At 61.8% G+C, this 14,621-nt stretch carries 7 protein-coding genes; 3 read left to right on the forward strand and 4 right to left on the reverse strand.

Annotation, left to right across the window (positions count from 1 at the left end; all coding sequences use genetic code 11):
* Positions 1 to 44: 44 nt before the first annotated feature.
* Positions 45 to 3,125 carry a dockerin type I domain-containing protein gene (locus tag Enr13x_RS13790; protein ID WP_145386872.1) on the reverse strand — a complete coding sequence of 1,027 codons (3,081 nt, stop codon included), beginning with the start codon at positions 3,123 to 3,125 and terminating at the stop codon, positions 45 to 47.
* Positions 3,126 to 3,242: 117 nt separating this feature from the next.
* Positions 3,243 to 6,023: a serine/threonine protein kinase gene (locus Enr13x_RS13795; RefSeq protein ID WP_145386874.1), complete on the reverse strand. Its 2,781-nt coding sequence runs from the start codon at positions 6,021 to 6,023 to the stop codon at positions 3,243 to 3,245.
* 419 nt (positions 6,024 to 6,442) lie between these two features.
* On the opposite strand from Enr13x_RS13795, the gene thrS reads away from it, so the two are divergent.
* Positions 6,443 to 8,692, forward strand: a complete 2,250-nt coding sequence (gene thrS / locus Enr13x_RS13800) for a threonine--tRNA ligase (RefSeq protein ID WP_145386876.1) — start codon at positions 6,443 to 6,445, stop codon at positions 8,690 to 8,692.
* A gap of 39 nt (positions 8,693 to 8,731) precedes the next feature.
* Here thrS and Enr13x_RS13805 read toward each other — a convergent pair whose 3' ends face one another.
* Complete coding sequence (locus Enr13x_RS13805) at positions 8,732 to 9,454, reverse strand: pyridoxine 5'-phosphate synthase (protein ID WP_145386878.1); 723 nt, start codon at positions 9,452 to 9,454, stop codon at positions 8,732 to 8,734.
* Between the two features lie 50 nt (positions 9,455 to 9,504).
* Positions 9,505 to 11,208 (reverse strand): flagellar basal body P-ring protein FlgI, encoded by a 1,704-nt coding sequence (locus Enr13x_RS13810; RefSeq protein WP_231744275.1) that lies wholly within the window; start codon positions 11,206 to 11,208, stop codon positions 9,505 to 9,507.
* Positions 11,209 to 11,879: 671 nt separating this feature from the next.
* Here Enr13x_RS13810 and Enr13x_RS13815 point away from each other — a divergent pair.
* Entirely contained in the window at positions 11,880 to 12,605 is a 726-nt protein-coding gene (locus Enr13x_RS13815; RefSeq protein ID WP_145386880.1) for a peptide chain release factor 1, read from the forward strand.
* A gap of 458 nt (positions 12,606 to 13,063) precedes the next feature.
* A complete protein-coding gene (locus Enr13x_RS13820; RefSeq protein ID WP_145386882.1) occupies positions 13,064 to 14,365 on the forward strand; it encodes an MFS transporter in 1,302 nt (433 codons plus the stop codon).
* Positions 14,366 to 14,621 lie beyond the last annotated feature (256 nt).

The raw sequence follows: 14,621 nt of genomic DNA on the forward strand, positions 1-14,621 counted from the left end.
GTCAGGCAAATGGGCGATGAAGACACGGCGCCGGGAACGCTAACCTATCCTTCGAGCCTATCATCGTCGTCGTCGTCGGACAAGAAGTCGCTGGCGATGGCGGCGTCGACCGATTCCGCTTCGGCGTTGGATCCACCGCCTACGGCTGCTTCGTCGCGGCTGAACAGTCGTGCCAGATCATTGATGACGTGTAACGCGTCTCGGGCGGAGATCAGACCGTCGGCATTGGTGTCCAGGCGTCGCATCGAGCGCAATCGCTGCTCACCGTCCTCGCCTTCGACCTGCGACGACAGCGTGGGAAGTTCGTTCACCAACATGCTGCCGTAGACGCCCAAGAAATTGATGATCCGCAGGGCGTCTGTCGGCGTCACCGCGCCGCTGGCGTCGGTGTCGGTCGGTGCGATCCCATCGATGGCGAACGTCAATGAGCCGAAGTCGACTTCCAGCGGGGAGACTTCGTCGTTCCTGCCACGCAGCAGCAATTCCGCGCCGCGTGATTCGGCCGGATCCAGTCGCAGGGTGACTTCACCACCGGCGATCGCGCGGACCCCGATTCGAACCACGCCTTGAACATCACTGCCGGGATGCTCGATCAAGGCTTCCAAGGCGGCGAATTCGTCGATGCCCTCCGCGGTGATCGGTTCGCCGAAATCGTCGAACTGACCCAGCAAAATCAGCTCGCCGGTCAATTCCAATTGGTTCATCGGTAGGGGCAGATCGAAGGCGACGGCGAACACCCCGAAGCCCGATTCGCGGAGGTCCTGCGCGGTGACTTGGATGTAGAACTCGTCGCCCGATTGAATCGCTTCGACGGCGTTTCCTGCGGCGTCCACCGCTTGCAAACGCAACTCCATCACGCGCTGCAGCGGTTGACTGCTGAGCCGGACCACGTCGCTTTCAAAGTTTGCCGCGTAGCGATAAAGCTCGTCGCCCACGCGGACGTCGACGATGACGCCGAACTGTCCGCCCAGCGGGTTTTCGGTCCCGGCGGCGAGATCGCTGGGCAGATCGCTGGGCATAGGCAGATCGGTGAATCGACGCACGGCGCCGATTTGAAGCTCGGACGCCTCGATGCCCAATTCCTCGGCGGCTCGGGCAACGACACGTTCGACGGCTTGCCCGACGTCGTCGTCGTCAAAGCGGAACAGTGTCAACGTGACCGCCGCCGACGTCCGTTGGGAACCTTGTTGCACGACGTAGCGGAATTCGAACGTCCCCTCGGTCCCCAACGCCTCGTCGGTCAGTCGCAGCACGTCGCCTCCCGTCGCGATCACAACTCCGGCGGGGGCGTCGACCAATTCCACGATCTGGGCGTTTCCCAGAAAGCCGAGAATCTGGTCGTTTTCCAACACGTTCAAGTAGCGATCGCGAGAATCGGAGTTGCGTCGAAAGACATCGTCGACCGCCGTGGGGGCGGGAAGCGGATCGCCGAGCGGTGTGACAATCGGGGCGTCGATGCTGTCCCAGCGATACTCGATCAATTGATCGATCTGACGCAGCAGCAAACGGTTTTCATCGGCGTCGATCTCGACGACGTGGTCCAAGTCGATCGTCGCCTGTTGGTCGAACGATCCGGATCCATCGATGCTGACGATGACAAGTTGTTCCGCTTCTTGCGGCGCCAAGAACGGTCCCAGTCCGATCAAGGTGGGACGCGAAGACGCGGGGGTGAAAACCGCCAACGCCGCATGATCCGGCACGGTTTGCGCGACGACCGAGTGGTCGTCCAGGGACAGCGTCAGCAATTCGACTTCACGCTGCGAGAACTGTTCCGCGGGATCGGCGCTGTGGGTGTAGGAACGACGCACGATCGCAAACGTCTCGGGCGAGAGTTCCGTGACGCTGGTGATTCCCGGATACGTTTGGTCGGGGATGCCGGGCAATTCGATTCGCGTGACGCGGTTTTCGGCGTCGACATCAATCGACTGATCCATGTCGACGACGATCAGTGCGTTTCGTCCGTCGGCGATGACCAATGCCCGCTCACCGATGTCTGCAATCGTTTGTCGGTTGCGGGTCGCCAGGTCAACGGATTGGAAAAGTTTCGGCTGGTCTTCGGACAGGTCGATCAGCGCGACGCTGAATCCGGCTTGGGGGCCATCGACGACGGCCGGAAACACGACGTCGTGCTGGCCAAAGACGACCGCGGTCAATCCGTCTGCGGAGATTTCCGTTTGGAGATTAAAATCAGTCGACAACTCCAACGACGCAATCCTCTCAATGTCATCTCCCACGATTCGGTAACGCACCAGATGATGAGTGATCTGCGTCGGCGCGATCCACGTTGTTTCGCCCGATGACGATCGTTCGACATCGGTTTCGCTGCTGCCGGTTTGCTCGACGACCAGGATGTCATCGCCGACGACCATCTCGTCCAGAACTGCATTGGGTAGCTCGCCGCTGGCAATTCGAGCAAGTGAACTTCCGCTGGCGTCGAACACCGTGACGGTGTGTGTGAACGACGGCGGCGTGTCAAATTGTGGCGTGAATGGGGGCGGTTGGAAGGCGGAGACGAACAAACGATCGTCACGTCGCGCGACGGTTGAGAATTGCCCGTCGAGCCGGATGGTGTTTCGATCCGCCAAATCATTGCGGGCCATGGTCCACACGACAGTTTCCGCGCCAACGGTGCCGGATGGAACGCGGCTGGTCGATGAACCGACGACGATCACCAACTGGTCGGTCAGCAACACCTCGCGGGGCGCCAGCGGCAATTCAATCGAAGCGGATTCTTCCAGGCTTCCGTCGTCCTGGCGATCAAACAGGTGCAGCGTCGCCGGTGGCAGTTCGATTGAGTCATTCGAGACGCTGGCGAACAAATTGGTGCGAACGGCGGCCACCAAACCCCCGTCTTCCTCCAGCAGATCCGCGCCGCCCGATGGAAGGATCAAGGGGGCATCGATCCCTGCGACGGGCAACAGCGGGGCGGGCAAGAACTGCGGCGGGGACGAAGGGGCGAATCCGATACCCCCGAGGGGGGCGTTTCGGAAAACCTGAACCACGTCGCCGGCGGGGGGGGGAACGTCGTCGCTGATTCGCTCGATCGGATCGTTTGCCAAACAGACGTCGCCGGCGAGCAACTGGCGGCTTTCCAGAGGTTCAACGAAGGAGCTTCGCGATTTCATGGCGGAATCCGACGGAAACGGACTTTCGAGGGGGCTGAGAGTGTTCAGATGAGAGGAAGCGGCAAATGGTTCCGCCGGAATACTCTAATCAAATGCGGCCCGATCCACCGCCGAATGTCACTCGCTAAGCCCCAAAATCAGCGTCGGTGGATCCAGCTGATCGCTTTCCTTGGATCCGAAGCTCAACTGTTCGTTACCCGAGGATCCGGTCACGATCAGGGTGACGGAGCGATGACCGGCCTCGGCGACGAATTTGGCCAGCAAGTCGCTGGAAATCGATAGCGACGTGTCCTCCGGGCGGATCGTTTTTTCGGCCAGCAGGGGGATCGTTTCCAGATCTTGAGATGAAAACGAATTGTTCCAGACGATCTTCATTTCCGGCCACACGTCGCTGATTTCATTGCTGAAACCGTAGACCCGAACGGTCGCGTCCGCTTTGCGTTCGGCCGAGGTCGGGCTGAGCTGTAATTCCGCAGTCACGACGGGAAGCGGCTCGGGTTCTTTGGCCTTGCCACGGTTGCGATTGACCGGCTGCCCCCCTCCCTGGTTCCCACGAAGCGACAGGATCGGGAATCTCATGTAGGTGTGTTCGACCTGGATGTTGCGTCGAGTTTCGATCGACAACACGGGTTTTTCCCCGAGTGGATCGTTGAATCCGCCGCCGCGTTTGACTGTGGCGTCGGCCCCACCCGGGTCGGAGGTTTTCAGCGTTACCGTTTGCGTTGATTTCGGGGGCGTCGGTTGAGGGGGCGGTGGTGTCGATTTGGGTGGCGGGGAGGTCGCCATCTTGGGATCGGGTTTCGGTGTCTCGCTCGGCGTCGCAGGCTTGGGGTTGGCCGCCAGATTTCCGGGCGACCGCACGGTCAGCACGACGCGGTCCAGCATGCCGCGTTTGCGAGCGGAGTTCTTGTTGGAGATTGTCAATTCGACAAATGGATGTTTGCCGGCGACGGCTGAGTCCACTTTGTATTCCAGGATCACCTTTTTTTGTTTTCCACCGGCCCACCGGTCATCGCTGGAGAACGCCATCAGTTGGTAGCGAATCGGCGGCCCCGAATCGCCTTTGAATCCCAACACGACTTGGTAATCGGTCTTCCCCGGGCCATCCCCGCCCGCGTTCAAGCTGATTCGGAAGACGTCGCCGGCTTTGGTGTTGTGTTGGATTGCATCGCTGGTCAGCACCAGCTCGCTTTTGGAACCCGCGAAGGCGAAGGTCTTGGCATCGACATTCCTGGCGTTTGGATTTCGAATCCATCCGCCTTGGTTTCCCGAACGTGTTGCCGTCCAGCCCGGCAGCCGCAGTTTCCCCGAGTTGAGGTCGCCTTGTTCGAAGGACCCGTTATTTTGCTTGTTGCCCAACAGCCATTTGAATCCTTTCCCGCCGACGCCGCCGACTTCTTTCGTGCTGACTTTGGTCAGCGGTGGAGATGGATTTGGTGAGGGGCTGCCCGATTGGCCTTGCGGCGGTTTGGATTGCGGCGGTTTTTGGGATGGTTGCTTGGGCGGTTGTCGTGGCGCTTGGTTGGACTTGTTGGAAGAACCCGATGGGGCGGGACTTGTCTTCGGGGCGGCGCCGACATAGGCCGCTTCTTGTTGTTGCTGGCGTGCGATCGCGCTGGAATCGCTGATGTAGACGATCGTGGGGATCAGCACCAACAACAGCGCCGCAACGACACCGACGGTGATCCAAATGATTTTTGAATGGGATGTTTCCGTCGCCGCGCCGGCCTGGGGTTTCGATTTCGGCGTCGCGGCGGCAAACGTCCCCGAGCCGTGTGGTCCTGCGGCCAGCGGACCCTGGGGGACCGTGACGGCCCGGTGGGCACCCGACGACGACACGCCGGCGGCCAGGGGCGTCGCGGCGGGGAGCACATCGGGAAGGGTTTCAAAGGGATTTGGCGGCGCCTCTTCGGACATCCCCAAATCGACGGCGTCCAGGCCGCCCTGGTTCTTCTTGTTGACCGCTTGTTCCAGACCCAGTTGAAGCTGGTTGATCGCCTGAGCCACTTCGGATTTCTTTTCGCATTCGACCTCGACTTCATCGAGTGCTTTTTCCAGGTCGGCGGCGCTGGGGTAACGATCGCGCGGCTCTTTGGCCATCAGCCGATGGATCAGGTCCGCCAGCGGCTGGGGAATTTTGTCGTTCCGTTCGATCAGTGGCTTGGGGGCGTGGGCCAGGATCGCGATCAGCTGTTCGGCGACCGATTTCGTTTTCAGCGGCAACGCACCGGTGGCCATTTCGTACAGCACGACCCCGGTGGAATACAAATCGCTGCGATCGTCCAGCGGCTCGCTGCGCGCTTGTTCGGGTGACAGGTAGCCCGGGGTGCCGACGACCGCCCCGCGGCCGGAAAGCTGATCGACCGGGGTGGAAGCGAGGGCCAGGCCGAAGTCCAGGATTTTGATTCGGTTGGTCTTGGTGTCCAACCAGATGTTGGCCGGTTTGATGTCGCGGTGGACGATGCCCTGTTTGTGGGCCGCGTCGAGTCCGCGCGCGATGTCGCGGGCATACGCGATGATCTGGTGGTAATCGGGTTCGCCGTAACGCTCTCCGAAATTCTCCAGGGTCGCCCCTTGGAGCAGCTCCATCGCCATGTACGGCGTGCCCTTGTGTTCGCCGACTTCAAAAATCGTGGCCACGTTGTCGTGGTGGACGGCGGCCATCGCCCGGGCTTCGCTGATGAAACGTTTGCGGCTGCCCGGCGTGCTGGCGATTTTTTGATTCATCACCTTCAGCGCGACCTGCCGCTTGAGCCGAATGTCTTCGGCCAAGAACACGTAACCCATGCCGCCCTTTCCGAGTTCACGGAGTACCCGATAGTGACCGAGCGAGCCGAGGTGGTCCTCCGAATCCTTCGGCGGATCCAGAAATTCGTGTTGGATGCCGGACGACGTCATCGCTAGAAAAAACGACCAAGGGGTGAACGGAATCAGAAAAGGAGCGTCTAGATTGCCGGGGGCAGTCGATTGCCGGGGACAGCAGCCGACGCGGGAGTCCAAGTATATCACGTTTGCTTGCGCGGATTGAATCCGAGCCGCAAAGTGGCCGAGGCATCGATCGTCCGCTCGGGCGCGGCACCCGCGAGCGCCACAATTCGACCAACCGAGACGCCCCAACAGACCGGATCGCCCCAAAACTACCTATTCCCCCAAAAAGGTGTCGGACACCTTTTCTGCGCGCCATTTTCCTCGTTTGCTGTCCCAGGTATGCTTCGGTGGTTCATGCGTCGAGGGTGCCACCTACGACGCCGAACGACAGGCCATCCTCTTTCGTTTTGAGGGGCCGCCGATTTCCTGACCTCTCAGACTGAAACACAATGAGCCAATCGACCCCTGGCCCCGTTTCCCCCGCATCGGTCGCTTCCGATGCCGCCCCCTTGGCCCCCGTGACCGTGCGTTTGCCCGACGGGACGACCCACCAGCATCCCGGCCACACCACACCGATGGAAATCGCCAGCGGGATCAGCCAGGGGTTGGCGCGCGGCGTCATGGCGGCGGAGGTCGACGGCCGAATCGTCGACGCGGGCCGGCCGTTGGGTGAATTGGCGGCCGCAGGGGCTGCCGAGCAGGGTGCTGCCGAGCAGGGTGCTGCCGACGGGGCGCTGTCGCTGCGATTGTTGACCAGTCGCGACGGTGAAGCGCTCGACGTGCTGCGGCACTCGGCGGCCCACGTCATGGCCCGTGCCGTCATGCGGCTCTACAAGGGCGTTTCGTTGGCGTTCGGGCCGACCACCGAAGGCGGTTTCTATTACGACTTTGATCTGGATGTCCCGATCAGCGAAGACGATTTTCCCAAGATCGAAGCCGAAATGAAGGCGATCATCAAGCAGAAGGAGCCGTTCGAACGGTTCGTCCTGGATCGCGACGAAGCCCGCAAGCTGTGTGACGACCTGGATCAAGATCTGAAGGTCGAGCATATCGATACCGGATTGGCCGACCAGTCCACCGTCAGTTTTTATCGTCAAGGCGAGTTCGTCGACCTCTGTCGCGGGCCCCACATTCCCGACGCGGGCAAAATTAAAGCGATCAAATTGATGAGCGTGGCCGGTTCTCACTGGAAAGGCGACACGTCCAATCGACCCCTGCAGCGGCTTTACGGGACCGCGTTCTTTGACAAGAAAGAACTGAAGGCCTATCTGGAACAAATCGAAGAAGCCAAACGCCGTGACCACCGGGTGCTGGGCAAGCAGCATGGCTTGTTTGCGATCAACCCCGAAGTCGGCCAGGGGTTGTGCCTGTGGTTGCCCAAGGGGGCCCGCGTCCGCGTGACCTTGGAAGACTTCCTGCGACGCGAACTGCTCAGCCGTGGCTACGACCCGGTTTACAGTCCGCACATCGGACGCGTCGAACTGTACGAGACCAGCGGCCACTTTCCATACTACCGCGACAGCCAATTCGCGCCGTTGTTCGGCAGCGAAGTCGGCGCGATGCTGGACGCTTGGGCCAACCGGCTGGAAGCGGGGACCATCGATGCCGACGGCGAAGACAAGCTGATGGCGGCTGCCGAAGTGCTGGGCGTGGAACTGCCCGATTACAAGCCGTCGATGTCGGCCGAACAGAAACGTGAGGTGCTGCACCAGTGGCAATTGGTCAACGAGCGGTATTTGCTCAAGCCGATGAACTGCCCGCATCACTGCCAGATCTTCAAGGCCCAGTCGCGTTCCTATCGACAATTGCCGATGCGGTTGTTCGAATTCGGAACCGTTTATCGACACGAGCAAACCGGCGAGCTGAACGGGATGCTGCGGGTCCGCGGGTTGACCCAAGACGACGCGCACATCTTCTGCACCGAAGACCAGGTTGAAGCGGAGTTTCGGGCCACGATCGAGCTGACGAAGTTCGTGCTCAAGGCGGTCGGATTGGACGACTATCGTGTCCAGCTCTCCTTGCGTGATCCGGACAGTAGCAAGTACGTCGGCAGCGAACAGCAATGGGATGCCGCGGAAAACTCACTCCGCGGCGTCTTGGAGCACAGCGGAATGGAGTTCAATGAAGAGCCTGGCGAGGCGGCGTTTTACGGCCCCAAAGCGGACTTCATGGTGCGTGACTGCATCGGGCGTTCCTGGCAACTGGGGACCGTTCAACTGGACTACAATCTGCCCGAACGTTTCAAGCTGGAATACAACGGCAAGGACAATGCGGCCCATCGCCCGGTGATGATCCACCGCGCCCCGTTCGGGTCCCTGGAACGGTTCACCGGCATGTTGATCGAGCACTTTGCCGGCGCCTTCCCGATGTGGCTGTCGCCCGAACAGGTTCGCGTTCTGCCGCTCAGCGACAAGTCAATCGACTATGCCGTGCAGGTCGCCAAGCAACTCGACGAGGCGGGGTTAAAGGTCACCGTCGACTCCTCCGGCGGCAAGGTGCAAGCCAAGATCCGCAACGCGCAACTGGACCTGGTCAACTACATGGCCGTCGTCGGGCCCAAGGAAGCCGAAACGGGCCAGGTCGCGCTCCGCGATCGCATCGACGGCGACCTCGGATCAATGCCCGTCGCTCAGGCGATCGCCAGACTGGCCGACGAAGTCAAAAACCGAACCGTTCGCCAGGCGGTGACGGCGTCGTAGGGTCGTTCAAAAGATCCACGACTCGGACTGGGCGGAGCGTTACGGGCAACAGACATCCAGGATCCGTCGCATCTCTGCGACGGCTTCTTTCATCCCGACCATCACGGCGCGGCTGACGATGGAGTGACCGATGTTCAGTTCGATCATGCCGGGAAGCTTGGCGACCGGACGGACGTTGGTGTAATTGAGCCCGTGGCCGGCGTGCAGTCGCAGCCCCGATTCGATCGCCACTTGGCCGGCCGTCCGCAGTCGATCGAGTTCGTCGTTGATGGCGCCGCGCTGGGCCAGCGCGTAGGGGCCGGTGTGCAGTTCGACCGCGTCGGCACCCAGTTTGGCCGCCGCGGCGACTTGGTCGCTGTCGGGATCGACGAACAGGCTGGTCAGAATGCCTTGGTCCTTGAGCCGCCCGATCGCGGCGGCAATGCGACCGTCGTCCGCGGCGACGTTCAGCCCGCCTTCGGTGGTCACTTCCTGGCGGCTTTCGGGAACCAGCAACGCCCAGTCGGGACGGACGCGGAGGGCGATGGCCAGCACGTCGTCGGCGCACGCCAGTTCCAAGTTGGTCTTGACCGTCACGGTCTGCATCAACACTTCGACGTCGCGGTCTTGGATGTGCCGGCGATCTTCGCGGAGGTGAAACGTGATGCCGTCGGCACCGCCTTGTTCGGCCAAGGCGGCGGCGATGGCCGGGTCGGGTTCATAGGTTCGGCGAGCTTGTCGCACCGTGGCGACGTGGTCAATGTTGACGCCAAGTTCGATCATGGATGACGTGTCGTGGTGAAGGCGAAAGGGTGGGGATTTCCAGCTTGCGTTCAGCTGGACTCCTCCTCACGATAATAGGTTCGCAACGCTTTGGGCAGCGGATCAATCGCCAGTTGATCTTCCAAGTACCCCTTCGATTTAGCTTCGCGAAGCACTTCCACCACATCGGCATAATCCCCGCCGATCGAAACGATTCCGTTGACCAGTCCGCGAATCGTGGCCGGGGCGAGTGTGCGTCGGTCGTCCTGGCCGACCTGAAAGCGGCTGATTCTCAGTTTGCCGGGGTCGTTGGATTCCGGTTTGACGATCAGCGCGTTGGGGCCCAGGATCGCGCCCTGAATTCGGACCGGCGAGGGGGTGCCGAAGACCACGATCTCGGCCTCTTCTCGGGTCGAGATCACGACCGCGGGCGGCGCGAGCGAATCGATTTCGTAATAGCGCAACGCCGTGCCGAATTTTTCCGGGGTCAGGGCAAGCCCCGCGTCCGGCCTGGATCGCAACGCGGCAAACGATCCGTAGCGACTCTCGATGCTCGGTTGATTGAACAGCCTGGCCAACCCGTCGACCACTTCAGGGTGCTCGAGCCCTTTGAGGGCGGCCAAGGCCGGGTAGCGGAAGGCCGATTCGTTGGCGATCGCGTCGACCAGCGGACCGATCGCGTCCTGGCGGTCCAGGTAGGCGAGTGCTTCGGCGGCATAAAAACGCAACTCCGGATTGTCGCTCTTTAATCCCGCGGTCAGCGTCGGGATCGCGCTCTCGCCCAACGCCTCCAATTGCAATGCGGCATCGGCGGCCGTCGCCGGGTCGCTGAGCAGCGACGCGAGTTTCTTCAGCCGCGGTTGGCTGTTGCCTTGTCGCTCGTCGATCGCGATCGCACGGACCACCGCGACGTAGCGGCCCAGGGACCCTTCGTAGCGCGGGTGCAGTTCCAGTTCGATGTAGTCGTCCTCGACCGCTTTGGCCACGCCCCGTCGCGTCGTGCCGTCGAAAAAGAAGAAGCGGCGGTTGATCGCCGCGGCGATCTCGCTGGAGACTTTGACATGCTGGAATTCCGGGCGCAGGACCAGGCCCATGTTGCGGGTCTTTTGGACCGTGCCGCCGGAGAGTACCAGGGCTTGGGTTTTCATCCGTTTGTCCGCGCTGCCCTGGAACGCCGCGCGCGTCAAAATCGGGCCCGTCCCCATCGCCAGGACGTCGCCCTTGCGAACGCGCCCCTGGATCACTTGTTGCAGACGCATGCGGGTGTCCAGCAGCCAGCCGCCGTGCAGGTCGGTCGCGTTGCTGCCGGCCGGCGAGTCGATTCGCAGGTCGATCGTGTCACCGCGTTTCGCACCCGCGGGAACCGTCGCGTACACCCGGACGATCGAGTTGGATTCCAGTTCCAGGATTTCGTTGGGGCTTTTGACGTCGTTTCGTCGCATCTCTTCGATCAACTGATCGCGATACGGCGAAGGGTCGGCGGGCCCGCCGGTTCCGGCCAGCGAGTTGATCAGGCCGACGCCCGAAATTTCGATCGGATTCAGGCCCCGTGGGGCGGCGGCTTCGCGAATCAGCTCGGGGGGCTCGGGGGCTTCCAAAAGTTTGGCGACGCTGTTTTCTTCCGACGATGAGCCGCGGCCCAGGAACGACGTGCAACCGGTCAGGGCTCCGCCCAGGATCAGCGAGGTCGAGGCGCGCAGCAGCAGGCCGCGGCGGTGGATCGCGGCGTTGGCGGTCGCGTCATTGCGTTTCGGTTCGGGCATCCTGCCTGACATGGTTGTTTCCGGTGGAGGGGGCCATTCTGTGCGGAAATGGATCGAAGATTGGCTATAGCGGAAATCGGCCCGGGGAAGCAAGGCGAGTGCGGCGGAGCACGCCTGGCAGGGCAGGGGGGGCGGTACTCAGGACTCAGGACTCAGGACTCAGGACTCAGTCGCCCCGCCTTCCCCTCTGCTTCTCTCATCCCGCGAGTGCTTTCTCAATACCTCTCCCGACACCCCTCGTTTGGTCGTTCGCGGTCTCCGATGCCGTTGCGGGCTCGTCGAGGCCATGGCCTGTGATGCGGTTTGCCGAGCGTCTTGTCGGCGGTCAGCCGCGGATCTTGCGCGGGCAAAACGTGGCGAAACGCGAACTCCCGCTGTGGCCGTCCAGATCACGTCGATTTGGCCTGTTTTTCCACAAAGGTACCAGGCTTGATCGGCGTGGACACTTGGGTAATGGGTGCTTCGCTGGTGCTGAAAAAGCATGCAGTCGCCGCGGGTCCGGCCGCGGCGGCCTTGCTGAAAAAGTGTGCAAGGCCGCTTTGCTGTCGTAAATCCTTTTGACAGCAACCTTTGTGACGGAGCGTTTGACCGGCGGACAGGATCGGCACAGCCACCCGCGGCGGGCGAGTACGTGTCCGTCGACCGGGTCTTGTTCTCGATCGTTCGCAAAGGAATCACGCCTGATGAGCCAGCCCAATTCGAAGGAAATCAACCCACTGGTCGAAACGGAAGAGCGGGGCGGGCCGGGGGAGGGGCTTCGTTACGCGAGCGATCCCAGTCCGGACCAGGCCCCCGAATTCCCCACGTTGGAGCTGACCAAACCGGACCTAGCCGAGGACTACGAAGGCCGCTGTCGGCAGGCCCTCCTTTTGGCGGAAGAGGCCTTCGCGGCGACCGGCAGTTGGGTGGTTTTCTTTCGCGAAATCCTCGGCATCGGCGGCGTGGTCAAGCAGTTGTTTTCCGATCAAGATGAGTTCAAGCGCTTCGTCGCCGGGCCTGAGTTTGCCACCCTGCATGAGATGCTTGCGGCGATCCGCAGCCAAGATCAGTCGAAGTCGGATGCCGCCGAGCCCGAGCGGATGATCACCATCCGGATCCCACGGTCGCTGCACGAGTCGTTGCAAGAGGAGTCCAAGGCTTGTGGGTTGAGCATCAACAAGCTGTCGATCAGCAAGTTGCTGTTGCCGGCCAATCCGCGTTTTGTCCCCGAGCAGCAGGGGAGGCGACGGGGGCGTCGGCCGGGGCCGCAAGGTCGACGGTCGAAGGCGTCAGCCCCGGATGCCTCCCAGCAGGCGGACCGTTCCGACACGTCGGTGTCCCCCCTGTCCGAGCCCCGGATTTTGGAAGGACGCCGCGCCGTCCACAGTTGGGCCGACCGCTCCCCCCAGGGTTCGCTCGGCCAGCGCTGATGTCTCTGGCGTCGCTCCTTCCTTCCAGTCGCGGCAAACATCGCCGCGGCTTTCGGCGCCGGGAGCTGAAACCTGAAACCTGAAACCTGAAACCTGAAACCTGAAACCTGAAACCTGGAACCTGGAACCTGGAACCTGGAACCTGGAACCTGGAACCTGGAACCTGGAACCTGGAACCTGGAACCTGGAACCTGGAACCTGGAACCTGGAACCGCCCTGTCTGGTGCCTTGGGAGCCACACGCGGCGAGTATGTTCGCTACAATCTCGCCACTCCCCGTGCTGCAACGCTGTGAAGCATTTTTTAGCGGTAGGGCGCGAGCCCTCCGGTGTTTGGGCAAAGATGCGCAAGCCGGAGCGCTCGCGCCCTGCCGCTAACACCTTATGAACCACGGGGAGATAATGCTTCACAGCGTTACCCGTGCTGGTCCCGCTCCTCTCTTCGCTGGCAATCCGTCGTATGCCGATCCGTCTGTTCTTGATCTTGGGCGCCTTTCTGGTTTCGGTTTTGATGTGGGTGGACCGGGCGTGCATTTCGGCGGCCAAGGATGACATGGCGAGCGATCTGGGGTTTTCGGATCAGCAAATGGGGTGGGTGATGGCGGCGTTTTCGCTCGGTTACGCACTGTTCCAGGTCCCCAGCGGCAAGCTGGCCGACCGATTCGGGCCACGGGTCGTGATGACGGTCGTCTGCCTGTGTTGGTCGTGCTTCACGGCGCTGACCGGTGTGGTCCGCGGGCTCTACGCGATGATCGGGTTGCGTTTTCTGTTCGGGCTTGGCGAGGCCGGCGGCTATCCGACGTTGGCGCGGGCGTTCACGAACTGGTTGCCGATGAATGAACGCGGGATCACCAATTCGATCAGCTTTTCCGGCGGTCGGCTGGGGGCGGCGCTGGCGATGCCCGGCGTGGTTTGGTTGATCGGGGCGCTGGGCGGTTGGCAGCAGACGTTTTGGTTTTTCGGCGCGATCGGGATCGGGTTCGCCGTCGTCTGGTTCGTGCTGTTTCGTGATCGGCCCGAACACCACTTTGCGGTTTCCCCGGTCGAGCGCGATTACATCATCGAGGCCCGCCGACCGCGGAAGTCGGAGTCCGAGGCTGTCAATGCGGTCGCCGACGTCCCGATCACCTTCGGCGATATGTTGCGATCGCCGAACATGCTGATGTTGATGGTCCAGTATGTCGCCCACAACTTTACGTTTTTCTTCACCGTGACCTGGTTCTTTCCCTACTTGAAGGACAGTTACCAATTGACCAGCGAGCAGGCCGGTTGGTACGCGATGTCGCCGCTGTTGTGCGGCGTGTTGGGGAATTGGCTCGCCGGCTTTACCGTGGATCGTTTGTACAGCCAAGGCCGATGGCAGCTCTCCCGTCGTCTGCCCGCGGCGATCGGGTTCCTGCTGGCCGCGATCGGCATGAGTCTGTGCGTGAACATGACGACGCCGTTTTGGGCCGTCGTCTGCATGTGCATCGCGATCTTCGGCAGCGACATGATTCTCAGCCCCTCCTGGTCCACCTGCATGGACATCGGTGGCGCCAGTGCGGGCGCGGTTTCGGGGGCGATGAACATGGTCGGCAACCTGGGGGCGTTTTTCACGGCGTTGTCGTTTCCCTACCTGAAGGACGCACTGGGGTCGCACCAGCCGTTTTTTTATGTCGCCGCGGGATTGAATCTGTTGGCGATCTTCTTATGGTTTCGAATTCGACCGGATCGAAGCATCGCGGAAGAGCGGCTGGGGTACGAACCCGGTTCCAGTGATTGATCGCGTGCCCGTCCGCTCGTGCCCAAAGCCACTCACTTTGGTTTTGAAGGTGTTAGCGGAACGGCGCGAGCCGTCCGGTTGCGCTTCAAAAAACACCGTGAAAGACCGGAGGGCTCGCGGGCTGTCGTTTTTGTGAGCCGCGCGCCGCGTAAGCAGCCGGGCACTGCGACGCTGCCCGAGGCCTTACGGCCAGCGGCTCACCATTGACTCAGCAGATCCCGACTCAATTGACAGCCCACTCGCGCCCTGCCGCTAA

This window comes from Stieleria neptunia (genome assembly GCF_007754155.1).
GTDB lineage: Bacteria > Planctomycetota > Planctomycetia > Pirellulales > Pirellulaceae > Stieleria > Stieleria neptunia.